This is a genomic window from Nonomuraea sp. NPDC059007, from assembly GCF_042740555.1.
Lineage (GTDB): Bacteria > Actinomycetota > Actinomycetes > Streptosporangiales > Streptosporangiaceae > Nonomuraea.
In genome coordinates, this window is sequence record NZ_JBHYJD010000015.1 from 73,426 (window position 1) to 98,508 (window position 25,083).

Genomic DNA, 25,083 nt, shown 5'->3' on the forward strand with positions numbered 1-25,083 from the left:
GATCTCTACCCTAGAACACGGGCACCAGAGACGACGCGGTAGATGTCACGCCAACGCTTACGTTGCGTGTCCGGTATCGAAGCGAACACCAGTCCCGGCTTGGCCATTCCCCCGTCCAGCACGACGACGGCGGCGACAGAGGACCGCTTGCCGTACTTGACCTGGTAGATCGTCGCCCAGCCGCCCTTGACCCGCTGTGAGGTCAGCCAGCGGACGGTGGCGCCCTTGGGGTGGAGGTTGAGCGTCCAGCGGGCGGCCAGCAGCGCGGTGTCGCGCGGGTTCTTCTGCGCCTCGATCGGGACGGGGCAGCTCACGATCATGCCGCGTTCGGCGCGGCCGCGCAGCTTGGGGAGCACCTGCTTGCTGGTGAACGGCGCGCCGCGGTGCCGCTTCCAAGGCCTGCCCAGCAGGGGTACGGCCACGCCGCTCCGCTTGTCCGCGAGCACGCGGCGGCCCGGCTTGGGCAGCACGGCCTTCTTCGGCTTCCCCGGCACCTCCGGCAGCCGGGGGTCGGCGTGGAAAGCCTCCATGGCCGTGTATCCGGGCGCCAGGGACGCGCCGGGCGAGGGCGTGGGCCGCGCCGCCGCCTGGGAGACCGACGGCGCCGGGCTGGGGAGCGCGGGCACGGCCGCGGACGGGGTGACGGCGGGCTGGGCCGTACCGGCGGGATGAACGTTGCCGGCGGGCGGAACGGCGGCCGGCGACCCGGACGGAGCACCGGACGGAGCGGCCGACGGAGCGCCGGACGGGGCCGCCGACAAGACACCGGACGGGGCGGCGGATGGGACACCCGACGGGGCGGCCGGCAAAGCACCGGACGAGGTCGGCGGGGCGGTCGATGGCGCGGCGACCGGCCGTTCCGCGACCTCGTCCGGCCGGGAGGGAAGTGCGAGCACGACAGCGACGACGGCGACCGCCGCCGCGACGAGCACGGCGAGCCCGCGATAGACGTCCCGCATGCGCAGGTCGCCGATGCGGGAACGCCTTGGCGGGGAGGCGTTCTTCGGCTTGTCCGCCGTTGTCACACGGGAACCCACGGTCCCACCTTCCCCATCGAGCACGACGGGAGCGTACGACAAATCCAGCTATTGCGTGCAAGAAGCTATGGAAGTGTCATCATGGCAGGGTGCACCAGGTGGAGCTCCGATTCGATCCCGCCTCGCGGGAGACGCTGACCCACACCAACCTGTCCGCGGTACGTCACGACGGCGCCGGCCTCTGGCTGGCCGGTGACGAGACCGCCACGATCGAACACCTCGCCTGGAACGGCGAGCGCTACGACGACCAGCGCACCTTCCATCTGGCCGACTACGTGGACCTGCCCGCCGGCCCGCACGACGAGGCCGACATCGAGGGTCTGGCCAGGACCGACGGCCAGCTGTGGCTGGTGGGTTCCCACAGCCTCAAGCGGCGCAAGCCCAAGTCCAAGGACCCGGAGAAGGCCGCCAAGCGCCTGGCCACGGTGCTGCGCGAGGAGAACCGGTTCATCCTGGTACGCCTCCCGCTGGACCCGGTCACCAACAGCCCGCTGCCCGGCGAGATCATGTCCGGCAAGGAGAACCTGGCCCGGCACCTGGACGACGACGAGCACCTCGCCCCGTTCCTGGCGCTGCCCGGCAAGGACAACGGCCTGGACATCGAGGGCATCGCGGTCATCGGCCGCCGGGTCTTCCTGGGCCTGCGCGGTCCGGTGCTGCGGGGCTGGGCCGTGGTGCTGGAGGTGAACCCGGTCCCGGCCGACCGGGGCAGGCTGAGGCTGGCGACGCCATACAAGAAGCACTTCCTGGACCTGGGCGGGCTGGGCGTGCGGGACCTGTGCCCCTACGACGGTGACCTGCTGCTGCTCACCGGACCCAGCATGGACCTGGACGGGCCGGTGCGGGTGGTGCGCTGGCGGGCGGGCAAGCACACGGACGTGGTCGGCGCCCAGGACCTGGAGACCGTCGCCGAGCTGCCGTTCGGGATCGGCTTCGACCATCCGGAGGGCCTGGCGATGCTGCCGGACGGGCGGTTGATGGTGGTCTACGACTCGCCGGGTCCGCACCGCCTCACCGCGCAGGGTGGCGTGCTGGCCGACATCATCGCGCTCTAGAGCCCGCCAGCCAGGGCGCTTGCGCGACGAACGTGCACGAGCCCGGCGCGATCTCGGTGAACCCGGCGTCGCGCACCACCGGCAGCCCGCTGCCGGACAGCGCGTCGAAGCGCTCGCGCGAGGGCGCCGTGCGCACGGAGACGGCCAGCCCGCGCTCGATCCAGGCCGCCCGCTCGGCCGTCCCGCTGGCCCACCAGGCCAGCTGGGCGGCGTGCCCGGCCTGCGCCATGGCCTTGCCCGCGCTCATCTCCAGCGCGGGGTTCTCCCACAGGACGGGCGGCTCGGCGGCCGGTACGGCGGCGCTGTCGGCCAGGTCGGTGCCGGACACCTGAAGCCTGGACAGGTCCTTGGGCCACCCGTCGAGCGGGACGGGCGGATGCACGCGGACCTCGGCCGACCGATGCTCGACGGTACGGCCCGGCAGCGCCAGCACCCGCGCCCACTCGGCCCCGCGCGCCCGGCGCACCACCTTGCGGATCTTCCCGGTGGCCTGCCAGGCGAGCAGTTCCTCGCTCCACTCCCCCGGGTCGGCCAGGACGCTCAGCACGGCCATGGCGGCCGCCTCCAGCGCGTCGGTGCGCTCGGGCGGCGCGGTCCGCTCGATCCTGACCACCAGCGGGAGGACCCTCAGTTCAAGCTCGTCGTTCATCGCTGACCAGCATGCCCGACGGCGTCCCGGTAAGCGGGCGCGACCCCCTTCCGATGGCCAGGGAGAGCACGGCGGCGACCAGGCAGAGCGCGCCGGCGGCGTACCAGGCCAGGTCGTAGGTGCCGAGCTGGTCGCGGGTGAGCCCGGCCAGCACGGCGGCGATCGCGGCGCCGATCTGGTGGGAGCCGAACACCCAGCCGAACACCACGCCGCCGTCGGCGCCGTAGATCTTGCGGCAGAGCGCGACGGTGGGCGGCACGGTGGCCACCCAGTCGAGGCCGTAGAAGATGATGAAGACGAGCATGCTCGGTTCGGTGGTGGCGGCGAACAACCCCGGCAGCACCATCAGCGACAGCCCGCGCAGCGCGTAGTAGACGCCGAGCAGGATGCGCGAGTCCATCCGGTCGCTGAGCCAGCCGGAGGCGACGGTGCCGACGACGTCGAAGATCCCCACCAGCGCGAGCAGCCCTGCGGCGCTCGCCTGGGGCATGCCGTGGTCGTGCGCGGCGGGGATGAAGTGGGTGCTGACCAGTCCGTTGGTGCTGGCGCCGCAGATGGCGAAGCCGCCGGCCAGGAACCAGAAGGGCCGCGTGCGCGCCGCCGACCTGAGCACCGACAGCGCCCTGACCGCCGCGTTGACGGCGGGCGGTTCCGTACGGCCCGCCCCCGGCTCGGCCCCCAGCGCGGTGGTGCCCACGTCGGCCGGGTGGTCGCGCAGCAGCCACCACACGAGCGGGACGACGACCAGCGCGCACCCGGCCACGGTCAGCGAGGCCACCCGCCATCCCGGCCCCTCGGCCAGGTGGGCCAGCACGGGCAGGAAGATGAGCTGCCCGGTGGCGCCCGCCGCGGTGAGCAGGCCGGTGACCAGGCCGCGGTGCCGTACGAACCAGCGGTCGGTGACGGTCGCGGCGAAGACCAGCGCCATGGAGCCGGTGCCCAGCCCGACCAGGACGCCCCAGAACAGCAGGAGCTGCCACGACGCGGTCATGGCCAGGGTGCCGCCGCTGCCCGCCGCGACCAGCAGCAGGGCGACCGAGACCACGCGGCGCATGCCGAAGCGGTCCATGAGGGCGGCGGCGAAGGGGGCGGTCAGGCCGTACAGGACGAGGTTGATGGAGACGGCCAGCGAGATCGTCGCGGTGGACCAGCCGAACTCGCGCTGGAGCGGCTCTATCAGGACGCCGGGGGTGGCGCGGAAGCCGGCGGCGCCGAGGATGGCCACGAAGGCCACGGCCGCCACCAGCCAAGCACGGTGCAGTCTTCTCACCGGATCATGCTGATCGATCCGGCGACGCGGGCGAAAGTGGCCGGAGGGCCAATATGTGAAAGAATCAGGCCATGGTGCATCGTGTCGCGGTCGTCGTGCTCGACCATTTCGCCACGCTCGACCTCGGTGTGCCCGGCCAGGTGTTCCGGGTGGCGGAGACGCCGGACGGCGAGAAGCTCTACGAGATCGTGACGTGCTCGCCGGGCGGGCTGCCGGTGCGCTGCGACGCCGGGTACTCGGTGACGCCCGACCACGATCTCGGCGTGCTCGAAACCGCCGACACCGTGCTCGTGACCGGCGTGCACGGCGGGCCGGTGATGGTGGACGGCACGCTCCCCGGCGACGTGCGCGCCGCGCTCCAGGGGCACCGGCGCGTCATGTCGATCTGCACGGGCGCGTTCGTGCTGGCCGCCGCCGGGCTGCTCGACGGCCGCCCGGCCACCACGCACTGGCGGGAGGCGGCGCGGTTCGCGTCGTTGTTCCCGCTGGTCGAGCTGGACCCGGACGTGCTGTACATCGACGACGGCGACGTGCTCACCTCGGCGGGCGTGGCCGCCGGGCTCGACCTGTGCCTGCACGTGATCAGGCGCGACTTCGGCAGCGAGGTGGCCAACCGGGCCGCCCGCCGGTGCGTGATGCCGCCCTCGCGTGAGGGCGGGCAGGCGCAGTACATCGACCGGCCGCTGCCCGACCCCGCCGGCACCAGCACCGCGGCCACCCGCGCCTGGATGCTCGGCCGGCTGGCCGAGCCGCTCGACCTGGCCACGCTGGCGGCGCACGCGGGCATGAGCGTGCGCACGTTCACCAGGCGCTTTCGCGAGGAGACCGGGCTGAGCCCGGCCAAGTGGCTGACCGGGCAGCGGGTCGGGCACGCCAGGGACCTGCTGGAGGCGACGGACCTGCCGGTGGACGAGGTGGCCAGGCGGGCCGGGTTCGGCACGGCGGTCTCCCTGCGCCAGCACCTGCACGCCGCGGTCGGGGTCTCGCCGCTGGCCTACCGCAACACGTTCACGCGGGCGGTTCAGGTCTGACGCCGCGAGCCGGCGTGCTCCTTGAGGAAGTCGACGACGTCCTCGGGCAGCGGGGTACGCAGCGCGAGCCGGAACGAACCCGTCTCCGGCTCCCGCACGATCAGCGAGTGGCCGGTGTAGACGAGCGTGGCACGCGTCAGGTCGACCCGGACGGTCCGGTACGCGACCTTCCTGACCAGCGTCGTCCCCTCCAGCCAGGCCGCCGTGCCGCGCCTGAGGAAGATCCAGACCCCGATCAGCCCCAGGATCGGGATCCCGGCGAACAACCCCAGCGTCACCGCGGTCTGGAACGTCGTCATGCCCGCGCCCAGCGCCGACATGCTGGCCATGGCCACGAGGATCAGCACCACGAGGCTCGCGCAGCCGCATCCGCTGCGCAGGCCCACACCCAGCGAGACGTCGAGCTTGATAGGGGAGGTCACGTCCCTAAAATAGCGGCGTGGTCGAATGGGTGGAGCGGCCACCTGCCTTGGAGAGTTGATGATCAATCCCCTCAACGTCCAGCTCTACTCCGTCCGCGACCCTTTGTCAGCCGACCGTGACGGAACGCTGCGCCGGATCGCCGGCATCGGCTACCGCGCGGTCGAGCCCTTCGACCCCATGAACGACCCCCGGGGCATGCGCGAGCTCTGCGACGAGCTCGGCCTGGCCGTTCCGAGCACCCACGCGTACGCGCTGCTCGGCGAGGAGACCGACCCCGTCTTCGAGGCCATCGCCACCCTCGGCGCCGAGCTGGCGATCATCCCGGGCGGCATCGCGCACGAGGAGTTCACGAGCCACGACGGCCTGCTGCGCACCTCGGAGCGGCTGCTGGCCCTGGCGGAACAGGGCCGCGAGTACGGCGTGCGGATCGGCTACCACAACCACTGGTGGGAGATCGAGCCGATGATCGACGGCCGGCACGCGCTCGAACTCCTGGCCCCCGAGATCTTCCTGGAGGTCGACACCTACTGGGCCTACGTCGGCGGCGCCGACGTGCCCGCGCTGCTGCGCCGCCTCGGCGACCGGGTGCTGGCCCTGCACGTCAAGGACGGGCCGGGGGTGAAGGACCAGCCGCACACGGCCGTCGGCTCCGGCGTCGTGCCGGTGCCGGAGATCCTGTCGGCCAAGCCCGGCGCGCTGCGCATCGTCGAGCTCGACTCCTGCGACGGCGACATCTTCGACGCCCTGGCCGCCAGCCACGCCTACCTCAGCGCGCTGGAGGTGCGATGACCGGCGTGGCGATCGTCGGCGCCGGTGTGATCAGCGCCGCCTACCTGCGTGTCCTGGCCGACTTCCCGGAGATCGAGGTGATCGGGGTCGCCGACCTCGACACCGCGCGGGCGGCCGCGGTCGCCGCCGAGCACGGGGTGCCGGTCTCCGGCGACCTGGCCTCGGTGCTGGCGGTGCCCGAGGTCGAGATCGTGGTCAACCTCACCGTGCCGGCCGCGCACGCGGCCGTCGGCCTGGCGGCGCTGCGGGCCGGCAAGCACGTGTACGGGGAGAAACCGCTCGCGCTCGACCTGGACGAGGGCGAGAAGCTGCTGACGGAGGCCGAGGGGCTGGGATTGCGCGTGGGCAGCGCCCCCGACACCTTCCTCGGCGCCGGGCTGCAGTCGGCGGGGCGGGCGCTGCGCTCGGGGATCATCGGCGAGCCTGTCGCGGTCACCGCGGCCGTGCAGGGGATGGGGCCGGAGGCGTGGCATCCCAGTCCCGAGTTCTTCTATCTGCGGGGCGGCGGGCCCATGTTCGACCTCGGGCCGTACTACCTCACGGCGCTGGCCGCGCTGCTCGGCCCCGCCGTACAGGTGGCGGGCAGCACGCGCAGGGCCCGTGAGGTGCGGGTGGCGGGCGCGGGACCGAGGGCGGGCACGACCTTCCCCGTCGAGGTGGCCACGCACGTGCACGCGCTGATCGACCTGGCGAGCGGGCCGTCGGTGTCGGCGACGTTCAGCTTCGACTCGGCCGTCCCGAGGCGGCGGATCGAGATCCTCGGCACCGAGGGCGCGCTGTCGCTGCCCGACCCCAACACCTTCGGCGGGCCGCTGCTGGTGCGCGGGCCGCGGGAGGCCGACTGGCGCGAGCTGCCCGTCGAGGGCTCGCAGGTCGGGCGTGGCATGGGCGTCCTGGACCTGGTCAGGTCGCTGCGTGACGGCACGCCCCACCGGGCCTCCGGCGCGCTCGGCCTGCACGTCCTGGAGATCATGACCGCGATCACGGAGTCGGCCGAGCGGGGCGAGTTCCGGCGCCTGCGCACGAGCGCGCCGCTGCCAGAACCGCTGCCGGACGGCTGGCTGGACTGATCGGAGGGGGTCGGGGAACCGAAGCCGGGATCCGCACGTTGACCGGGACATGCGTAGCTCCTTCTTCGGCAACCTCGACCCCCAGCAGGCGCAGGGCTCCTTCGCGCTGCAGAACACCAAGATGCTGCGGGTACGGCTGCCGCAGGAAGTCCTGGCCCGCCAGGGCTCCATGGTGGCCTTCCAGGGCCAGATGACCTTCGACTACGAAGGCTCGGGCGGCGTGAGCAAGCTCTTCAAGAAGGTCATGACCGGCGAGGGCGTGCCGCTCATGCGGGTGAAGGGCGACGGCCTGCTCTACCTCGCCGACAACGCCGACGACATTCACCTGTTCTACCTGGAGAACGAGGGCCTGACCGTCAACGGCCGCAACCTGCTGGCCTTCGAGCCGCAGCTGGCCTGGGACATCAACCGGGTGCAGGGGGCGGGCGTGGCCGCCGGCGGGTTGTTCAACACCACGGTCACGGGCACCGGCTGGGTGGCGGTGACCGCCCACGGCAGCCCGGTCATGCTGGACGCGGGGCAGGCGCCGACGTTCGCCGACGGTCAGTCGGCGGTGTGCTGGAGCGCGGGGCTCAACGTGGGCGTCAATCGCACCTTCAAGGCGGGAGCGCTGATCGGGCGGGGCAGCGGCGAGGCCATGCAGCTCGCCTTCCAGGGGCAGGGCTTCGTGCTGGTGCAGGCGAGCGAGGGCCCGCCGATCCCGTCCGCGTCCTAGGCGCTCAGCTTTTCGCACAGGTCCCAGACCGCGTCGCGGACGCGCTCGTCCAGCACGGTCCCGGGCCACGGGCGGCGCCGCAGGTTCTGGCCGAAGTAGGCGCCGCTCACGCCGTCCACCTCGTCACTGGCGGCGAGGTGGACGCTGGAGCGCGCGGGCTTGGCCAGGTCGCCGAAGGCCAGCGGCGCGATCAGCCTGACCAGCGGCGCCACGGGCCGGTAGACGTAGGGGAAGGCGGACGTCGCGATCTGCCGGTTCATCGGCGTGTCGCCGTGGCCGGGGTAGACCACGTTGACCGCCACGTCGTACTCGCGCAGCCGTTCCGCCATCCGGTGGCTCATCGCCATGAGCATCGTCTTGGTGTGGTTGTACTGGCTGAACGTCCAGCCCAGGAAGCGCTTCTCCGCCTGCAGGTTGTCCAGCTCGATCGGGGCGCCGGGGATGCCGCCGGTGACGTTGACGACCCGGCCGCCGCCGCGCAGCAGCGGGAGCAGTTCCCAGGTGAGCGTGTAGGGCGCCAGCACGTGGGCGGCGAACATCGTCTCCACGCCGTCGGCGGTCAGCCGCCTGCTGCCGGTGTTGGCGCCGGCGTTGTTGACGAGCGCGTCGAGCCGGCCGCCGCGCTCGCGTACGCGGGCGGCCAGCCCGCGCAGTCCGCGCAGGTCGGACACGTCGGCGGTCATGGCCTCGGCCCGGCCGGTGCCGCGGGCCAGTTCGCTCGCGGCCGCCTCCGCGCGGGCGGGATCGCGGCCGACCAGGATCACGTGCGCGCCGCGGGCCACCAGGGCGCGCGCCGTCTCCTTGCCGATGCCCGCGGTGCTGCCGGTGATCAGGACTGTCTTCCCGTGCATGCCATCTCCTCATCAGAGCGATGGCCCAAAAGTGGCATCTAGTGCCATAAATGTCAACGGGTATACTCCGGGCATGACGGGATTGCGGGAGCGGACCAAGCGCGCGGTGCGTGCGGAGGTCGTGGAGGTGGCCAGGCGGCTGTTCGCCGAGCGCGGCTTCGACGAGACCACGGTGGACGACATCGTCCAGGCCGCCGGCATGTCCAAGCGCAGCTTCTTCCGCTACTTCCAGGTCAAGGAGGACGTGGTCCTGGGCGAGATCGACTTCATGGGCGAGCGGATCGCCGCGGAGATCGCGGCCCGCCCGGCCGGAGAAGACGCCTGGACCAGCCTGCGCACGGTGCTGCGTACATGGGAGCAGCGCATCGACGACGAGCGGCAGGCGCTGGAGCGGCTGCGGCTGATCGAGTCGAGCCCGTCGCTGCGGGCCCGCTACCACCAGAAACGGGATGAGACGCGCGAGCAGATCGCGCGGGCGGTGGCCGCCCGGCCGGGGCTGGACCCTTTCACCGCCGACCTGCTCACCGCGGCGGCCGGGGCCGCCCTTGACTGCGTGGCGCGCGCCTGGACGCGCTCCGGCGGGCGAGCCGACCGGCTCGCCCTCGTCGACCAGGCGTTCGCGCTGTTCGCCCCTACACGGGCAGGACGCTGACGTCCCCGGAGCCGGCCTTGACCGAGACCTTGCGGGTGGCGGACGGGTCGTTCTTCACCGAGACGTTGGCGTCGCCGGAGTCGGCGACGGCCTGGATCGCGTACGGCCCCGCGGGCAGCTCGATCACGGAGTTGCCGGAGCCGGTGACCAGGTTCACCTCGTCGGGGGCGGCGGCGTAGGTCAGCTTGGTGTCACCGGAGCCGGTCTTCACCGAGACCGTCTTGCCGAGCAGTCCCGTGCCCACCAGATCCCCCGAGCCCACACTGGCCACGATCGGCCCGGTCACGCCCTTGAGCGCGATGTCCCCCGAGCCGGTCTCCAGGTCGAGCTGGAGACCCTTGGGCACCTCGATCTTGTAGTTGACGCTGCAGTTGTCCATGGCCGCCGGGCAGTCGTACTTCATGACCAGCGTGTCGCCCTCGACCTTGTGCTCGGTCTTGGGCTTGTCGGAGTTCCACTTCAGCGTCTCCACGACCTTGATGGCGCCGCCGGTGCCCTCGCGGATCTCGGTGTCGCCCGAGCCGCCGACCAGGCGGAGCTTCACCACCTTGTCCGTCACCGAGTAGTCGACCGTCTCCTGGTTGGCCGCCTTCCCGATGTTCTGCAGCCCGCACCCCGTCAGCAACACCGCGGAGGCCAGCAGGCCGCCCGCCAACACCATCGTCTTCATGACCGTCATCCTGTCGAACCGGGCCTGCGCCCCACATCCGGGTACACCCCTGACCCGCCCTCGGGGGAACCCCGGGAGGTCAGCCGCGGATGCGGGCCGAGATGCGGTCCACGTCACGGCGTTCGGCCTCCGGCAGGGGCGCGCCCGCCGACGCGCGCAGCCGCGCGGCCTGCTCCAGCAGCGCGGCGGCCTCGGCGTTCTCGCCCGCCAGTGAGCGGGCCCCGGCCAGGCCCTCCAGGGCGAGCGCCTTCGCGCGGGGATCGCCGCTGCTGCGCGCCGCGGCCAGACCCTCCTCGTGCAGGCGGCGGGCGCGGCCGGCGTCGCCGCGCAACTCCGCGACGAAGCCCAGCTCGGCCAGGAGCAGGGCCATGCCGTAGTCGGCCTCCAGCGCGCGGGTCCACGCCAGCCACCGGTTCAGGTGCGCCTCCGCGTCGTCGAGGCGGCCCTGACGGCGGGCCACCATGCCCAGCCCCACCTCGGCGTACTGCACCCCGAACGTGTGCGAGCACTCCTGGGCCACCCGCAGCGCCCGCTCGTGGTGGCGCACGGCCGCCTCGTAGTCGCCTGTGAGCATGGCGATGCGGCCGAGGCCGGACAGCCGGAAGGAGACGTCCAGGTACAGGCCGACCTCCTCGGCGATCCGCACCCCCTCGGCGTGCAGGGCGGCGGCCCGCTCGTAGTCGCCGTTGACCTCGGCGAGGAAGCCCAGCGTGTCGCCGATCTGGACCTGGCCCCAGCGTTCGCCGAGCCGCCGGAAGCGGCGCGCGCTGTCGGAGCCGTGGCGTTCCAGCCCGGCCAGGTCGCCGCGGAACGTCGCCTGCCCCGCCTTGACGGCGAGCACGGCGGCCAGGCCCCACGCGTCGCCGGTCTCGGTGAAGTCGTCCAGGGCGACCTCGGCCAGTTTCTCGCTGGCCGACAGGTCGCCGAAGTTCAGGTGGGTGAAGGCGAGGAACCACGCCGCCATGCCGCGTGCCCGCGGGTCGGCTTCGAGCAGGTCGAGGGCGCGCCGGCTGCGCTCGCGGCGGTCCTCGCCGTCGGCGTCGAGCAGCGCGAAGCCGGTGTGCCAGGCCAGGACCCGGCCGTCGGCGGTCAGCTCCAGCACCGCGCCCATCGCCCGGTACGCCTCCCGGTGACGTCCGCGCAGATACCAGTACCAGGCCAGCGCGGTCACCAGCCGCACCGCGAGCCCGGCCGCGCCCCGGTGGAGCGCCTCGTCCAGGACGTTCCTGAGGTTGGCCGACTCGTCGTCCAGCCGGTCCAGCCAGCGCCGCTGGTCCTCGCCATGCAGGTACGGCGCCGCCCGCCCGGCCAGGTCCGCGTAGTGGTCGTCGCGGCGGCGGCGTACCTCGTCGAGCTCGCCGGCGGCGCACAGCCGTTCCACGCAGTAGGCCGCGACCGACTCCAGCAGCCGGTAGCGCGCCCCGTCCGCGGTCACGACCAGCGAGCGGTCCACGAGCCGCGACAGCAGGTCGAGAACGTCGTCCGCGGCCACCTCCCCGCCCGCGCAGACCTCCTCGGCCGCCTCCAGCGTGCAGCCCTCCGCGTGGACGGCCAGGCGGCGCAGCACCACGCGTTCGGGCTCGCTGAGCAGCTCCCAGCTCCAGTCGATCATCGCGCGGAGGGTGCGCTGGCGGGCGGGGGCGTCGCGGCGGCCGGAGGCCAGCAGCCGGAACCGGTCGTCGAGACGCTCGGCCAGCCCGCGTACGCCCAGCGCGCGGACCCTCGTGGCGGCCAGCTCCAGCGCGAGCGGGAGGCCGTCGAGGCGGCGGCAGATCGCGGCGACGTCGGCCGCGTTGCCCTCGTCGAGCGCGAACCCCGGTGCGGAGGCGGCGGCTCTGGCCACGAACAGGCGTACCGCTCCGGCCGCGCGCAGGGTGGCCAGGTCGGCGTCCGGCTCGGGGGCGCGCAACGGCGGCACGGCCAGCAGGACCTCGCCGGTCAGGGCCAGCGGCTCCTGGCTGGTGGCCAGCACGCGTAGCTCCGGCACCTCGCGCAGGAGGATGCCCGCCAGTTCGGCGACGGGTTCGATGAGGTGCTCGCAGTTGTCCAGGACGAGCAGGGTTCCCCGGCTGCGCAGGGCGCCGACCAGGCGCCGGATGATCCGCGGCACCTCGGCCGCTGTGGCCTCGGGCGTGGGGGCCTCGTCGCGGAGGTCGAGGGCGGTGGCGATCGCCTCGGCCACCTCGTCGGCGTTGGCGCTTCCCGGGCGGTGCCGTCCCGCGAGCTCGACCACGAGCGCGCCGTCGAGGCCCCCGGCGGCGGCCAGCGCGAGCCGGGTCTTTCCCACGCCGCCGGGGCCGGTCAGCGTGACCAGCCGCGCCGTGCCCAGCGTCGCCCTGACCTCGGCCACCTCCTGGTCCCTGCCGATCAGCTCCGACGGGGAGAGCGGCGCACGGGGCCGCAGGCCGGGCGCGTGTTCGAGGATGGCCTGGTGGAGTGCGGTCAGCTCGGGGCCGGGGTCGAGGCCGAGTTCCCCGGCCAGTTGCGCGCGCAGGTCGGCGAAGGCGGCCAGCGCCTCGGCCTGGCGGCCGGAGAGGTAGAGGGCCCGCATGTGGGCGGCGCGCAGGCGCTCGCGCAGCGGGTGGGCGGCGGCGAGGCCGGCCAGCTCGCCCGCGAGCGCCCCGTGCTCGCCCAGCTCCAGGCGGGCCTCGGCGCGTTCTTCCAGCGCGGTCAGCCGTTGCTCTTCGAGGCGGGCGATCGCGGCCGTGGCGAACGCCTCGTCGCGGAAGCCGGCGAAGGCGGGGCCGCGCCACAGCGCCAGCGCCCGGCCCAGGATCGCGGAGCGCTCGCGGGGGTCGGCGCTGGCCCGGCCTTCGGCCAGCAATGTGGTGAAGCGGCCGCTGTCCACGGAGTCCGGGTCGATCCGCAGGAGGTAGCCGGCGGGGCCGTACGCCACGAGGTCCTTGACACCCAGCGCCCGCCGCAACTGCGAGACCTTGCCCTGCAGCGAGTTGGCGGGGTCGCCCGGCAGGTCGTCGCCCCACAGGTCGGCGGCCAGGCGGTCGGCGCTCACCGGGCGGCCGGGCTCGACGAGCAGGTCGGCCAGGAGCGCGCGGACCTTCACCTCGGGGACCCGCACCGGCTCACCGCCGTCCGTCCACACCTCGAGCGGGCCGAGCACCCCGAAACGCATGGCGTCCAACCTACCCTCAGACGGCCCTCAGCCGACCGTCAGCGCCCGGGGCCACCCTGACCGCATGAGAACCGACATCGAGCTCAAAGCCGGTCCCAAGGAGTGGATCGGCCTGGCCGTCCTGGCCCTGCCCACGTTGTTGCTGTCGCTGGACGTCACGGTGCTGCATCTGGCGGTCCCGCACCTGGGCGCCGACCTGAAACCGTCCAGCACCCAGACGTTGTGGATCATCGACATCTACGGCTTCATGATCGCCGGTTTCCTGGTGACGATGGGCACGCTCGGCGACCGCATAGGACGCCGCCGGCTGCTGCTGACGGGCGCGGCGGCGTTCGGGGCAGCGTCGGTGCTGGCCGCCTACTCCACCAGCGCCGAAATGCTGATCGCCGCCCGCACGCTGCTGGGGGTGGCCGGTGCCACGATCATGCCGTCCACGCTGTCCTTGATCAGCAACATGTTCCGCGACCCGCGCGAGCGCGGGCTGGCGATCGGGGTGTGGGCGACGATGTTCTCGGTCGGCATCGCGCTCGGGCCGGTCGTGGGCGGGCTGCTGCTGGAGAACTTCTGGTGGGGGTCGGTGTTCCTGCTGGGCGTTCCGGTGATGGCCATCCTGCTGGTGGCGGCGCCGTTCCTGCTGCCGGAGTTCCGCGACCCGGGCGCCGGGCGGCTGGACCTGCCGAGCGTCCTGCTGTCGCTGGCGACCATGCTCCCGATCACCTTCGCGATCAAGGAGCTTCCCGTGTACGGCCCGCGTCCCCTCCCCCTGATCGCCCTGGTGGCCGGGCTGGCGGCGGGAGCGGCCTTCGTGCGCAGGCAGCGGCGGCTGGCCGATCCCCTGCTCGACCTGAGGTTGTTCGGCAACCGGGCCTTCAGCGGCGCCCTGTTCATCATGCTGATCAGCCTGGCCACGCTGGGCGCCGTCTACCTGTTCGTCACCCAGTACCTTCAGCTGATCGCCGGGCTGCCGCCCCTGCGGGCGGGCCTGTGGCTGCTGGCTCCGGCGATCGGCCTGGTCGTGACGTCGATGGCCGCTCCGCTGCTGGCCAGGCGGATTCCGGCTGGGCACGTGCTGGCCGGGTCGCTCGTGCTGTCGACGGTGGGGTTCGCGCTGATGACGCAGGTGACGACGGCGACGCCGCTGTTGCTGCTGGGCGCCTTCTTCCTGCTCTACGTGGGCTCGGGGCCGGTCAGCGTGCTCAGCACCGACCTGGTCGTGGGGGCGGCGCCGCCGGAGAAGGCGGGGGCCGCATCGGCGCTCGGCGAGACCAGCGGCGAACTGGGCCTCGCGCTGGGCATCGCGATCCTGGGCAGCGTCGGGACCGCGGCCTACCGGGGCGCCATGACCGGCTCACCCGCCCTGGACGGCGTGCCGGCGACCGCCGCGGAAGGGGTGCGCGAGAGCCTGGCCACCGCGGTCGCGACGGCCGACGGGCTGGGGGCGCCGCTGGCCGGGCAGGTGCTGGGGGCGGCGAAGGAGGCGTTCACCGGTGGGCTCACCACGGTCGCGGCGATCGGCGCGGTGCTCATGGCGGGGGCGGCGGTGCTGGCGGTGGTCACCCAGCGCCGCTCGTGACCTACCGGTGGCGCGTGCGCGTACCGGGGCGCGCACGCGCCCCGGTCGCTTGTGCACGTACCGGCCACTTTGTGCACATACCGGCCGCGTGTGCACGTACCGGCCGCTTGTGCACCTGCCGGTCGCTTGTGCACGTGCCGCGAAAGGCCCGGACCGCCGCTTGGCGGTCCGGGCCTTTCAGGCGCCGGTCAGGACTGGCGGCCGCTGGTGGCGGCCACGTACTGCAGGTCCTGGTTGGGCAGGCTGGACTTGACCTCGAACGGGGAGACGACCTTGGCGGTGGTCTTCCCGGCCCGCATGATCGAGGCGCTGTGCTTGCCGTACGCCAGCGGGAAGGTCGTGGCGGTGATCCCGGCGGCGACGTCGGCCTTCTTGGCCGCCCCGCCGATGGTGGCCTGAACGGTGGCGGCCCCGGTCAGGAAGGCGAGGACCTCGACGGTGTCGCGCGGGGTGCTGGTGCCGCCCCTCGGGACCATGAACTTGGTCTGCGAGCCGCCCGAGGGCCGTTGCGCCGCCTTCTGCAGGCGGTGCGTGAGGTAGACGGTGTCACGGACGATCGCCGGCGTCTTGCCGGTCTTGAACTTGGTCAGGTAGTAGGACGTGAGGTCCAGGTACGCGCCGCCGTTGTGCGTGGACGGCGTGAACTGGGTGCCTTCCGAAAAGTCGTTCCAGGTGGTGAGCTGCACCCAGTCGGCCCCGCCGGTGATGGACTTGTCCCATGTCAGGCGGAGGTTCTCGGTGTTGTTGGCCTCGTCGTAGATGCCCTGGTTGGGCCGCTCGTCCTGGACGGAGACCGGCTGCATCCAGATCTTGCCCAGGTCGTGGGCGAGCTTGATGTTGGAGGCGATGCCCGCCTGCTGCGCGGGGCTGCGGTTGCCCCAGTTGGAGAAGCCGTAGCTGATGGGCGCGTACGCCTTGGCGTGGGTGGAGAAGTTCAGGAAGACGGGCACGAACGCCACCTTGACGCCGTGCTTGGCCTGCATGGTGTCCATGAACTCCTTCCACCACGAGACCGGCTGGTTCTCCGCCTTGAACGGCGAGACGACCAGGCGCTTGTCGGCCAGGCGGTAGACGGTGGAGTGCTGGGCCAGCTCGGCCATGGAGGCGGCGAGCTGGGTGGGGGTGACGCTCTTGAGGCCGTTCATGTCTGGCATCAGGACGATCTTGAAGCCGGGGTCGACGTTCTTGGCGGCCTGGACGAGCAGCTTGAGCCGGGTCCAGTGTTGGCTGGTCAGCGAGAGCACGTCGACGGTGAAGCCGTCGAGCCCGGCCGTCCTGGCCAGGCGGATCTCGCTCTCCATGTCGGCCAGTTGCCAGTCGCCGGTCTTGGGCGCTCTGGGCAGGGGGCGGTCGCGCAGGAGCCCGCCGTACGCGGCGTGCTTGCCGCTCTCACCGGCCGGGTTGAGGTAGTTGCGGGCGTAGTAGTCCTCGGCGCCCGCCTTGTTGTCCAGCGAGATCGGGTAGGGCGTGAAGTAGTGCGCGAACACCTTCTTCTCCGAGGCCCGCAGCGTGCTGATCGACGGCAGGTCGAACGGCAGCGGCCCGGCGGGTACCGGCGGCTTCTCCGCCGCGGTGTAGGTGATGACCAGGCGCGGCGGGACGGCGCCGGTGGCAGTGGCGCGCGAGGAGTGGAAGACGCCCTGGACGCCGCCGGTGCTGGTCAGCGCGAAGGCGTACGTGCCGTCGCCGGTCACCGCACCCGACAGGTCGATCTTGGCCTGCTGGCCGGCGGTGAAGCCGGTTTTGGTGCCGGCGGTGGCGCCGAGCGTGGGCCTGTTGGTGTAGAGAACGTGCTCGTCCCACGCGGACGTGGTCTTGCGCACGGCCAGCGCGGTGTCCGTGGTGCGCACGGAGTGGATCTCCAGCGTCGCCTTGACCTCGGCGCCCTCCGGGATGCCGGTGACGTTGAAGCGCACCAGGCCGAAGCGCTCGTTGCCGGGCCCGTTGAAGGCCGACATCCAGGTGAAGTCCGCGTGGTCCGCCGTGGGATTGGTCTCGCTGACGTAGGTGTCGGCGGAGGCCTGCACCGTCACGGTCTTGGGCTCGGCGGCGGCCTGTGCGGAGGCCGGCGGGGCACTCATGATCGCGACGGCCATCGCCATGACGGCGGATAACCAGGGCTTGCGCAGCATGTGATCTCCGGGTGTGGGGTTCGTTGCGCGTGATCATATTGCCCGCCTTGCCATGAAATGACCCGAAATATCAACATCCGGTCAGCCGTTTCTCCGCGGCGTACTATGAACAAAAAACCAGATTGTTCATACGGAAGGAACCGCGATGAGGGACGACCTGCCGCGCATCACGGTGGGCCAGGGCCCGCCCCTGGTGGTGCTGCTGTTCACGCCGCGGGCGGCCAACCCCGCCGGGCTCGCCCGCTGGTCGGCGATGCGGATGCTCAAGCCGTTCACCGAGCGCTTCACCGTCCACCTGCTCAACCGCCCGCCGGGGCTGGCCCCGGACACGACCATGGCCGAACTCGCCGCCGTCTACGCCGCCGGCTTCGACGGCCCCGCCCGGGTGCTGGGCGTCTCCACAGGCGGCTCGGTCGCGCAACAACTCGCCGCCGACCACCCCGACCTGGTCGAACGCCTCGTCCTCGCCGGTACGGCAGGCACGCTGGGCCCGATCGGCAAGCGCGCGCAGCGGGCCTACATCGACCGCGCCCGCCAGGGCAGGCGCCCCAGCCCCGCCCTGGCCGAACTCGTCACCCCGTCACCGCTCGCCCGCGGGCTCCTGTCCGCTCTCCTGTGGCTGTCCGACGGCTCGGCCGACCACTCCGACGCCGCCACCATGCTCAACGCCGAGGACGGCTTCGACCTGCGCGGCAGGCTGGCCGACATCAAGGCGCCCACCCTGCTCGTCCACGGCGAGAAGGACGTGGTCTACCCGCTGGAGCTGGCCAGGCAGACGGCGGCGGGCATCCCCGGCGCCCGCCTGACCGTCTACGCGGGCCGAAGCCACAGCGGCACCTTCACCGACCGTCGCTTCGCCCCCGACGCGCTGACCTTCCTCACCTGATCACCGAACCCTCACCCGATCGCCGGACTCTCACCTGATCGCCGAACCCTTCTCCGGCGCCACCCTGCGCAGGGTCAGCACCCTGCGGCGGCGTGAGGCGGCCGTCCTGATGAACGACTCCGCCTGGTTGACGTGCGGAAACGGGAGGGCGGGCACCGCCGTACCCAGGAACTCGCACAGCGGCGCCCAGCCCTCGCGCACGTCGAAGACCAGCAGCCGGTCGGCGGGCACCTCGGCCATGACCGCGTCGTTGTGCCGGCGGAACACCTCCATGGCGTGCTCCGGCTCGCCGAACCGGCCGCCGAAGGTGTCCTCCCAGATCAGCCGCTGAGCCAGGGCGCGGCGCCTGGCCAGCGACGGGTAGAACGCGTCCTCCAGCCGCATGACCAGGCCGCGCACGCCCGGTTTGCGGGCCATGAAGTGGTAGATGGTGCGGTGGGCGCTGGCGTACCAGCGGGCGGGGTCACGTACGGTGAGCACGATCTTCGCCTTCGGGAACGCCCCGGCCAGCTCCCGCCAGAACGAGCAGGCGGGCCAGTCGCAGGCGGCGCGGAAGCCGGTCAGCAGGTCCGGCCAGTCGACCGCCTCACCCCGCACGGCCGCCTCCCACCTCGGGATCAGCTCCTCGCGCTCGCCCAGGGACGACATGTGGTGGCAGGGCCGGTACCCGAGCGCTTCCAGCGCCAGGCGCAGGGAGTAGGTACCGGTCCGCCCCATGCCCGCGCCAATGACCTCGACCATGAGACCGCTCCTCTCATCGTGCACAACGGGCGGGCGCGGAAACCGGTTCAACATTGAAGGAGTTGACGTGGACGTCAAGGGCCGTTCATCCGTGCTTCAGCGAACGGACGCCGGGCATCGCTAGCTTCCGGGGGCCATTGCCACACTTTTGATCGTTAGGAAGCGTCGTGTCCCGTTCATTGATCGCCGGGCTGGCCGCCGCGGCCGCCCTCACCACCGTCGCGGCCGCCCCCGCCGAGGCGGCGCCGCGGCCTAAGGTCACCTCGGATGTCGTCCTGCCCGCGCCCGCCCTGGCCGACTTCGAGAAGGGCCTGGTCCAGGACGACCGCGGGGTCAAGCTCGGCGGGATCGGCAGCGGCCTGTACCCGGCCGGCCGGCGCGGCGACTACTGGATGGTGACCGACCGCGGGCCCAACGGCGAGCCGAAGGTCAACGGGGAGAAGCGGCGCACGTTCCCGGTGCCCGAGTTCGCGCCGGCCATCGTGCGCGTGTCCGTGAAGAACGGCAAGGCCGCGATCACCAGGACCATCACCATCAAGAACGCCGACGGCACCCCGATCACCGGCCTGTCCAACCAGTCCGGCCACGACGAGGTGCCCTACGGCTGGGACGGGCAGGAAGAGCTCGCCTACGACCCGGGCGGCCTGGACACCGAGGATATCGTGCCCGACGGGCGCGGCGGCTTCTGGCTGGTCGACGAGTACGCGCCCTCGCTGGTGCACGTCGGCTCCGACGGGCGCGTCCTGACCCGCTACGTGCCGAAGGGGCTCGGGCTGAAGGGCGCGAAATACCCGGTGAAGGAGACGCTGCCCGCCGTACTCGCCACCCGGCAGCAGAACCGCGGCTTCGAGGCCGTCGACGTGTCGCGCCGCGAGAACGCGCTCTACGTGGCCGTGCAGAGCCCGCTGGCCAACCCGGACAAGAAGACCGGCAAGGCCTCCAGCACCGCCCGCATCCTGCGCGTCGACCTGCGTACCGGGCGGCCGACCGGCGAGTGGGCCCACACCATGGAGAACGTCGCCACCTTCGACCCCAAGGCCGAGCAGGGCGACATGAAGATCTCCGCGCTCACCGTGCTGTCGCCGGGCCGCCTGCTGCTGCAGGAGCGTACCGACGCGGTCGCCCGCCTCTACACCGTGGACCTGCGCCGCGCCACCGACCTCGCCGGCGGCGGCCACGACGACCCGGCCACCAAGCCGTCGCTGGAGTCTTCGCTGCCCGCCTCGGTGAAGCCGGCCAAGAAGGAGCTCGCCGTCGACCTGGCGGCCGTCCCCGGCCTGCCCGGCAAGATCGAGGGCGTGACCCTGCTCGACCCCAGGACCCTCGTGATCGCCAACGACAACGACTTCGGTCTCGGCACGTTCGGCGAGGACGGCCGGCTGATCGACTCCGGCGTCAAGAGCCACCTCATCACCATCCGCCTGCCTCGCCCGCTGCGCTGACCGTTCCGCGGGCGCCCACCCTCAGCTCGTCCATCGTGGTGGCCCGCTGGGTCACGGTGGCGGGCCGCCCTCTACCAGCACACACAGAAGCATCACCCTCTGTTACCTGCTGCGACGCCAGAATCTTTAGGAAAGTTTCTTGATTGTTGGCGGATCGTGAGTCAAGCTTGATCTTGATCATGAAGCGGTGGCCCGCACCCCGCGGGCCACGCAAGCACGCAGGAGGACGCTTGATGCACACGAGAAGGCTCGGTCGTGCCGGAGTCGCCGCCGTCGCCGCGACGCTGACGATCCTGGGCGCCGGCACCATGGCACACGCCGAAACCCCTTCCTCCGCGCCGAGCGCGGCCGTCGCCTGCCAGCCTTCGGGTGCGCTGGCAGTCGACGGCGCCGAGCTCGACGTCAACAGCCCCGCCCCCGGGGTCGGCAACTGCTTCACCTTCACCGGCCAGGTCGGTGACAACCTCACCGTCGGCATCTACCTGCCCGGCAGCGGCGGCGAGCGGATCGGCTTCCACAGCAAGCTGATCGTCCGCGACCCGTCCGGTCAGGTGGTCGCCCAGTACCAGGGCGGTCACCCGCAGGTTCAGCCGATCTACCGCCTGGCCGTACCCACGCTGACGACCGCCGGCACCTACGAGGTCGAGGTCGCCCCGGTCTCCGCCGACGGCCTGCTGGCCGCCCGCGTCCTGCTCAACTCGGTGACCGACCTCGGCAGGGTCAACATCGACGGCCCCGGCAAGCTCGTCCAGCTCAAGCGGGTCGGCCAGGAGCAGCGCATCACCTTCGCCGGCACCGCCGACCAGTGGGTCCAGCTCGACCTGGCCGGTTTCGACTTCCAGACCGGCACCCCCGGGCGCGAGGCGGGCGTCTGGTTCGAGATCTGGAACAAGGACCAGACCCGGCTGCTCTTCCGCGACGTGCTGCGCGCCAGCGGCCGTCGCGAGATGGGCCCGCTGCGCGTCGGCGGCGACTTCGTCATCCAGGCGTGGTCGGTGTGGGGCTCCGTCGGCGGTGTGACCGTCTCGGTGCCGAGCATGCCTCCGCAGAAGTAACCCGTTGAACCGTGCGGCGGCCGTCCCTCCGGGGGCGGCCGTCGCCGTCTACCGTCACGATGACAGATTCGCCGGCCCCGCCCAGGTCCGTAATTTCTTCCTCAGAAGGAAACACGACCTCGAAAGGACCGCGACATGGTCACCACCACCGCCCCCGCCGCCACCACCACCGACGCCAAGCTGCTGCGCTTCGCGCTCCGCCTCGACGCGATCGGGACCGGCGCCAACGGCCTGCTCTACCTCGGCGCCGCCGCCGTCTTCGGCGGGATGTTCGGCCTGCCCGCCGCGCTCCTGTACCCGATCGGCGTCTTCCTGGCCGCCTTCGGCGCCGCCCTGCTCGTCCTCGCCGCCCGGCCCGCGATCAGCAAGGCCGCCGTCGGCGTCGTGATGGCGGTCAACGTCCTCTGGGTGCTGGCCAGCGCCGAAACGCTGATCGCCGGCTGGTTCCCGCTGACCGCCCTCGGCACCGCGCTGGTGATCGCCCAGGCCGCCGCGGTCGCGGGCTTCACCGCTCTGCAGTACGCCGGTCTGCGCAGGGCCTGAGCCGCCCTACCATCGAAGATCGTGAAGGATCTCGAACTGCTCCGCCAGGAGATGCGGGTGCAATGGGACATCGACGGACTCGACCGCATCCGGGGCGGCGGCGAGGACCTGGCCGTCGCCGTGGCCCCGGACGGCACGATGGCGGCGGCGGTGGCCGAGACCGTGCCGGACGACAGGGCGCGGCCGCTGCTGAAGAGGGTCGCGGACGGCCCGCCGCCGCCTCCCGGCCGCCCGCCCGCGCTCGCCCCCGGCGCGACGGTGTCCGGCGGCCCCTGCTACCTGCTCACCCCGCCCGTACGCGGCGACGTCCACGTGGACGTGCTGCGCTCCGACCGCCCCGCCGACGCCGGCCTCGTCCGTGACCTGCGGCCGGGCAACTGGGAGCCGGAGGAATGGGCGGACCTCGTCGGCGGCGGCCAGGGAGCGCCGTGGGCGATGGTCGTCTCGGCCGGGCAGGTGGTCTCCATCTGCCACACGCCGCACCGGACGGCCGCCGGGGCGGAAGCCGGCACCTGGACCGCGCCCGGCTTCCGCGGCCGGGGCTACGCCGCCGCCACCACCGCAGTCTGGGCGGACCTGCTGGCCCCCACCTGCCCGCGCCTGTTCTACAGCACCACCGCCGCCAACCGCTCGTCGCAGCGCGTGGCCGAACGGCTGGGCCTGCGGCACATCGGGTGGATCTGGCGGTTCGAGGGGCTCTAGGGGTCATGGCCGGTACCCATTCACGATGCCCGCGCTGACGCACGCCACCCTGCCCCCCGAACCGCACCTGTCCGGCGTCCTCCTGCCGTCGCTGAGGACGTGCCTGGCCAAGGAGTGCGGGCGGCCTCGGACCGGCGGCTACACCACGGAGGCGCCTGGACGGCCGGCTATCGGGCTTTGGGCGCCGGTGGCCGCGGGGGTGGCGGCGGGCCGTACAGGCTAGGCGGGGATCTTTCGGGCCGCGCCCCTTCCCGCGCGCAGCACCAGCAGGGCGGGCGTGAGCAGGGCCCACGCGCCCAGCGTCACGCTCGTGACCATCGACTCCAGATGAAGCAGGTCGTGGAGGACGGCCGGGAGCGAGCCGGGCAGGCGTATGACGAGGAAGCCGAGGGCCTCGACGGCGATCAGGGCTCCGGCGGCCCCGCCGGCCAGCGCCGCCAGCACGCTGAACCGCCACAGCAGGAGCGCCGACACCGAGATCATCAGCCCGATCAGCACCCCGGGCACGACCGCCAGCAGGAACGCGGGCAGGTCGTTGTCCCCCAGGGCGAACCCCCAGAAGATGAACACCAGCGCCGGTGGCACCGTCATCGCCATGCAGATCGCCGCGGCCGCGCTGTGCCGCCAGGCCGCGACCGCGTACGCCGGGATGAACAGGACCAACGACACCACGCTGATCGTGAGCCAGGAGGTCATGCTCAGGAACGTCTCGTAGTCGTCGTCGATCCAGCTCGCCAGGACCTCGAAGCTCTGGCCGAACAGGCTGAGCGCGAGCACCGCGCCGCAGATCAGCGCCGTCACCGCGGCGATCCGGTGAACGACGTCGGCCCCCGAGCGCCCGGTCCCCGAGCGCCCGGCCCCGGCCACAGGAGCGGGCGGCTGCCACGGCGGCGGCCCGGCTTCCATGCGGACCGTCCCGGCGGCGGGCACCGTCTGCGGCCCGGAAACCGGCGCCGTGGGCATGGCCTGCGGTCCCGACGGCGCCCCGGTGAGCGTGGCCAGCAGCCCGTCGGCGGTGGGCCGCTGGGCCGGGTCCTTGTTCAGGCACGCCTGCAGCAGCGGCCGGAGATCGTGGGGAACGCCGGACAGATCCGGTTCCGCGGTCAGGATGGAGTGCATCAGGGACGGCATCGTGTCCCCCTTGAACGCCTGCTCCCCCGTGGCCGCGAACACCATCGTGCTGGCCCAGCTGAACAGGTCGACCGCCGGCCCGGCCACCGCGCCGGCGAACTGCTCGGGCGCCATGAACGCCGGCGTGCCCATCACGCTGCTCGTGGCCGTCTGGTCGAGCGCCCGCGCGATCCCGAAGTCGATGACCACCGGCCCCTCGGCGCCCATGATCACGTTGCCCGGCTTGAAGTCGCGGTGCACCACACCGGCCCGGTGGATCGCGGCCAGCGCGGTGAGCGTGGCGACGGCCAGCCGTTCCAGCCCGCTGCCGAACCGCGCCCCGTCGCCCTTGACCATCCGCTCCAGCGACGGCCCCGCGATGTGCTCGCTCACAATGTACGGCCGGCCGTCCGCGACCCCCACATCCAGCACCCGGGCGGTACAGAACGGCGCCACCCGCCGCGCCGCCTCCGCCTCCCGCAGGAACCTGCGATGCGCGTCCTCGTCGGCCACCTGGGCGTGAAGCACCTTCACGGCCACCTTGACTCCGGCGTCGTCCTCCCCCAGGTACACCGATCCCTGCCCGCCCCGGCCGAGCACTCCGCTCAGCGAGTAGGCGGCGATCTGACCGGGGTCCGCGGCGGCGAGGGGCAACACGCAGACGACCTTAGTGCCACCTCACCCCCGCGGCCACCCGCCCCCGGGCCCAGGGGATTCCGGACTCGCGGCCCTTCCGCGCCCGAAAACCGGTTGCCTCCGGTGTGGGCGGAGTCCTAGCTTGTGGCCGTCGTCCGCGCACCGGGGAGGAACATACGTGTTCGACGCCGCCGTCCACGCCTATCTCAGGTCGGCCGCCGGGGAGGGGGCTCGCCGGGCCGGGCCGTTCACGGTGCGCTTCGACGAGCACGACGACGCGCTGCCGTTCAACTACGCCATCCCCGACGACGACGTCGTGCCCACCGCCGGCGAGGTCGGCGCGCTGGTCGCGTTCTTCCGCGAGCGCGACCGCGTGCCGCGGCTGGAGTACGTGCCGCAGGCCGCGCCCAAGGTGGAGGCCGCGGTGCTGGCGGCCGGGTTCCGAGCGGAGGGACGCTATCCCCTTCTGGTGTGCACACCCGACACCGTGGTGGACGCCCCGCTGGACCCCGCGATCGAGGTGGCGCCGGTCACCGCCGACACCGGCCTCTGGCATGCCGCCCGGGTCATGAACGCCGCCTTCGACGCCCCGGACGCCACCGAGCACGACGTCGCCCGCATGCGGCGCGTCCTCGACCGCGGCGGCCTGGTCGCGGTCGCCACCGACACCACGACCGGCACGGCCGTCGGCGCGGGCCAGATCGGCGGCCCCCACGAGGGGGTGGCCGAGGTCGCCGGGATCGCGGTGGCGACCTCGCACCGGCGCCGTGGCATCGCCGGCGCCGTCACGGCCCTGCTGACCCGGGCGGGCGCCCCCACGGCGTTCCTCACTCCGGCCGACGACGCGGCGGGCCGGGTGTACGCCCGCGTGGGCTACCGGAAGGCCGGCGAGATGCTGCACATCTCGCTGCGCTGACG

24 protein-coding genes are annotated in these 25,083 nt (G+C 72.6%); 14 read left to right on the forward strand and 10 right to left on the reverse strand.

The window, feature by feature from the left end:
- Window positions 1–5 precede the first annotated feature (5 nt).
- Window positions 6–1,037, reverse strand: a complete 1,032-nt coding sequence (locus ACFWY5_RS25215) for a hypothetical protein (protein ID WP_379634732.1) — start codon at window positions 1,035–1,037, stop codon at window positions 6–8.
- Between the two features lie 98 nt (window positions 1,038–1,135).
- Between ACFWY5_RS25215 and ACFWY5_RS25220 the strand changes: the two genes are divergently transcribed.
- The gene (locus ACFWY5_RS25220) at window positions 1,136–2,092 is read left to right on the forward strand and encodes a DUF3616 domain-containing protein (RefSeq protein WP_379634734.1); all 957 of its coding nucleotides are present in this window, start codon (window positions 1,136–1,138) and stop codon (window positions 2,090–2,092) included.
- On the opposite strand, the gene ACFWY5_RS25225 is transcribed toward ACFWY5_RS25220, so the two are convergent.
- The gene (locus ACFWY5_RS25225; RefSeq protein WP_379634736.1) at window positions 2,079–2,741 is read right to left on the reverse strand and encodes a peptidyl-tRNA hydrolase; all 663 of its coding nucleotides are present in this window, start codon (window positions 2,739–2,741) and stop codon (window positions 2,079–2,081) included. The two genes, ACFWY5_RS25220 and ACFWY5_RS25225, sit on opposite strands and share 14 nt — an antisense overlap.
- The gene (locus tag ACFWY5_RS25230) at window positions 2,725–4,011 is read right to left on the reverse strand and encodes an MFS transporter (protein WP_379634738.1); all 1,287 of its coding nucleotides are present in this window, start codon (window positions 4,009–4,011) and stop codon (window positions 2,725–2,727) included. Before ACFWY5_RS25230 ends, ACFWY5_RS25225 begins: the two co-directional genes overlap by 17 nt.
- Window positions 4,012–4,082: 71 nt before the next feature.
- Here ACFWY5_RS25230 and ACFWY5_RS25235 point away from each other — a divergent pair, with 71 nt between their 5' ends.
- A complete protein-coding gene (locus ACFWY5_RS25235; protein ID WP_379634740.1) occupies window positions 4,083–5,042 on the forward strand; it encodes a GlxA family transcriptional regulator in 960 nt (319 codons plus the stop codon).
- On the opposite strand, the gene ACFWY5_RS25240 is transcribed toward ACFWY5_RS25235, so the two are convergent.
- The gene (locus tag ACFWY5_RS25240; protein ID WP_379634742.1) at window positions 5,033–5,464 is read right to left on the reverse strand and encodes a hypothetical protein; all 432 of its coding nucleotides are present in this window, start codon (window positions 5,462–5,464) and stop codon (window positions 5,033–5,035) included. The two genes, ACFWY5_RS25235 and ACFWY5_RS25240, sit on opposite strands and share 10 nt — an antisense overlap.
- Window positions 5,465–5,522: 58 nt before the next feature.
- Between ACFWY5_RS25240 and ACFWY5_RS25245 the strand changes: the two genes are divergently transcribed.
- The 3 genes from ACFWY5_RS25245 to ACFWY5_RS25255 are packed head-to-tail and all read left to right on the forward strand — an operon-like array spanning window position 5,523 to window position 8,039.
- Window positions 5,523–6,254, forward strand: a complete 732-nt coding sequence (locus tag ACFWY5_RS25245) for a sugar phosphate isomerase/epimerase family protein (RefSeq protein WP_379634744.1) — start codon at window positions 5,523–5,525, stop codon at window positions 6,252–6,254.
- Window positions 6,251–7,324, forward strand: coding sequence for a Gfo/Idh/MocA family protein (locus ACFWY5_RS25250; RefSeq protein WP_379609364.1), 1,074 nt, complete (start codon window positions 6,251–6,253; stop codon window positions 7,322–7,324). The genes ACFWY5_RS25245 and ACFWY5_RS25250 overlap by 4 nt, the downstream gene beginning before the upstream one ends.
- A gap of 49 nt (window positions 7,325–7,373) precedes the next feature.
- Window positions 7,374–8,039, forward strand: coding sequence for an AIM24 family protein (locus ACFWY5_RS25255; RefSeq protein ID WP_379609363.1), 666 nt, complete (start codon window positions 7,374–7,376; stop codon window positions 8,037–8,039).
- On the opposite strand, the gene ACFWY5_RS25260 is transcribed toward ACFWY5_RS25255, so the two are convergent.
- On the reverse strand, window positions 8,036–8,890 hold the full coding sequence (locus ACFWY5_RS25260; RefSeq protein ID WP_379634746.1) for an SDR family NAD(P)-dependent oxidoreductase: 855 nt from the start codon (window positions 8,888–8,890) through the stop codon (window positions 8,036–8,038). The genes ACFWY5_RS25255 and ACFWY5_RS25260 overlap by 4 nt on opposite strands.
- 73 nt (window positions 8,891–8,963) lie before the next feature.
- Here ACFWY5_RS25260 and ACFWY5_RS25265 point away from each other — a divergent pair, with 73 nt between their 5' ends.
- Complete coding sequence (locus ACFWY5_RS25265; protein ID WP_379634748.1) at window positions 8,964–9,542, forward strand: TetR family transcriptional regulator; 579 nt, start codon at window positions 8,964–8,966, stop codon at window positions 9,540–9,542.
- Here ACFWY5_RS25265 and ACFWY5_RS25270 read toward each other — a convergent pair.
- Both ACFWY5_RS25270 and ACFWY5_RS25275 read right to left on the reverse strand, forming a co-directional pair.
- Window positions 9,523–10,212 carry a DUF4097 family beta strand repeat-containing protein gene (locus ACFWY5_RS25270; protein WP_379634751.1) on the reverse strand — a complete coding sequence of 230 codons (690 nt, stop codon included), beginning with the start codon at window positions 10,210–10,212 and terminating at the stop codon, window positions 9,523–9,525. The two genes, ACFWY5_RS25265 and ACFWY5_RS25270, sit on opposite strands and share 20 nt — an antisense overlap.
- A gap of 79 nt (window positions 10,213–10,291) precedes the next feature.
- Complete coding sequence (locus ACFWY5_RS25275) at window positions 10,292–13,345, reverse strand: BTAD domain-containing putative transcriptional regulator (protein WP_379609359.1); 3,054 nt, start codon at window positions 13,343–13,345, stop codon at window positions 10,292–10,294.
- A 64-nt stretch (window positions 13,346–13,409) separates the two neighbouring features.
- Between ACFWY5_RS25275 and ACFWY5_RS25280 the strand changes: the two genes are divergently transcribed.
- Window positions 13,410–14,918 (forward strand): MFS transporter, encoded by a 1,509-nt coding sequence (locus tag ACFWY5_RS25280; RefSeq protein ID WP_379634753.1) that lies wholly within the window; start codon window positions 13,410–13,412, stop codon window positions 14,916–14,918.
- Window positions 14,919–15,106: 188 nt separating this feature from the next.
- On the opposite strand, the gene ACFWY5_RS25285 is transcribed toward ACFWY5_RS25280, so the two are convergent.
- The gene (locus ACFWY5_RS25285) at window positions 15,107–17,050 is read right to left on the reverse strand and encodes an endo-1,3-alpha-glucanase family glycosylhydrolase (protein WP_379634755.1); all 1,944 of its coding nucleotides are present in this window, start codon (window positions 17,048–17,050) and stop codon (window positions 15,107–15,109) included.
- 145 nt (window positions 17,051–17,195) lie between these two features.
- Here ACFWY5_RS25285 and ACFWY5_RS25290 point away from each other — a divergent pair, with 145 nt between their 5' ends.
- The gene (locus tag ACFWY5_RS25290) at window positions 17,196–17,936 is read left to right on the forward strand and encodes an alpha/beta fold hydrolase (protein ID WP_379634757.1); all 741 of its coding nucleotides are present in this window, start codon (window positions 17,196–17,198) and stop codon (window positions 17,934–17,936) included.
- A gap of 30 nt (window positions 17,937–17,966) precedes the next feature.
- Here the strand turns inward: ACFWY5_RS25290 and ACFWY5_RS25295 are convergent, their stop codons facing one another.
- Entirely contained in the window at window positions 17,967–18,677 is a 711-nt protein-coding gene (locus tag ACFWY5_RS25295) for a sulfotransferase family protein (protein WP_379619394.1), read from the reverse strand.
- 167 nt (window positions 18,678–18,844) lie between these two features.
- On the opposite strand from ACFWY5_RS25295, the gene ACFWY5_RS25300 reads away from it, so the two are divergent.
- From ACFWY5_RS25300 to ACFWY5_RS25320, 5 genes are all read left to right on the forward strand, one after another.
- The gene (locus ACFWY5_RS25300; protein WP_379634759.1) at window positions 18,845–20,119 is read left to right on the forward strand and encodes an esterase-like activity of phytase family protein; all 1,275 of its coding nucleotides are present in this window, start codon (window positions 18,845–18,847) and stop codon (window positions 20,117–20,119) included.
- Window positions 20,120–20,352: 233 nt separating this feature from the next.
- Window positions 20,353–21,174 (forward strand): hypothetical protein, encoded by an 822-nt coding sequence (locus tag ACFWY5_RS25305; protein WP_379634760.1) that lies wholly within the window; start codon window positions 20,353–20,355, stop codon window positions 21,172–21,174.
- Between the two features lie 135 nt (window positions 21,175–21,309).
- Complete coding sequence (locus ACFWY5_RS25310; protein ID WP_379634763.1) at window positions 21,310–21,717, forward strand: hypothetical protein; 408 nt, start codon at window positions 21,310–21,312, stop codon at window positions 21,715–21,717.
- 21 nt (window positions 21,718–21,738) lie between these two features.
- A complete protein-coding gene (locus tag ACFWY5_RS25315) occupies window positions 21,739–22,419 on the forward strand; it encodes a GNAT family N-acetyltransferase (protein WP_379619386.1) in 681 nt (226 codons plus the stop codon).
- Window positions 22,420–22,444: 25 nt separating this feature from the next.
- Window positions 22,445–22,642 (forward strand): hypothetical protein, encoded by a 198-nt coding sequence (locus ACFWY5_RS25320; RefSeq protein WP_379634765.1) that lies wholly within the window; start codon window positions 22,445–22,447, stop codon window positions 22,640–22,642.
- On the opposite strand, the gene ACFWY5_RS25325 is transcribed toward ACFWY5_RS25320, so the two are convergent.
- The gene (locus tag ACFWY5_RS25325) at window positions 22,639–24,186 is read right to left on the reverse strand and encodes a serine/threonine-protein kinase (protein ID WP_379634767.1); all 1,548 of its coding nucleotides are present in this window, start codon (window positions 24,184–24,186) and stop codon (window positions 22,639–22,641) included. The two genes, ACFWY5_RS25320 and ACFWY5_RS25325, sit on opposite strands and share 4 nt — an antisense overlap.
- Before the next feature lie 157 nt (window positions 24,187–24,343).
- Between ACFWY5_RS25325 and ACFWY5_RS25330 the strand changes: the two genes are divergently transcribed.
- Entirely contained in the window at window positions 24,344–25,081 is a 738-nt protein-coding gene (locus ACFWY5_RS25330; RefSeq protein ID WP_379634769.1) for a GNAT family N-acetyltransferase, read from the forward strand.
- Window positions 25,082–25,083 lie beyond the last annotated feature (2 nt).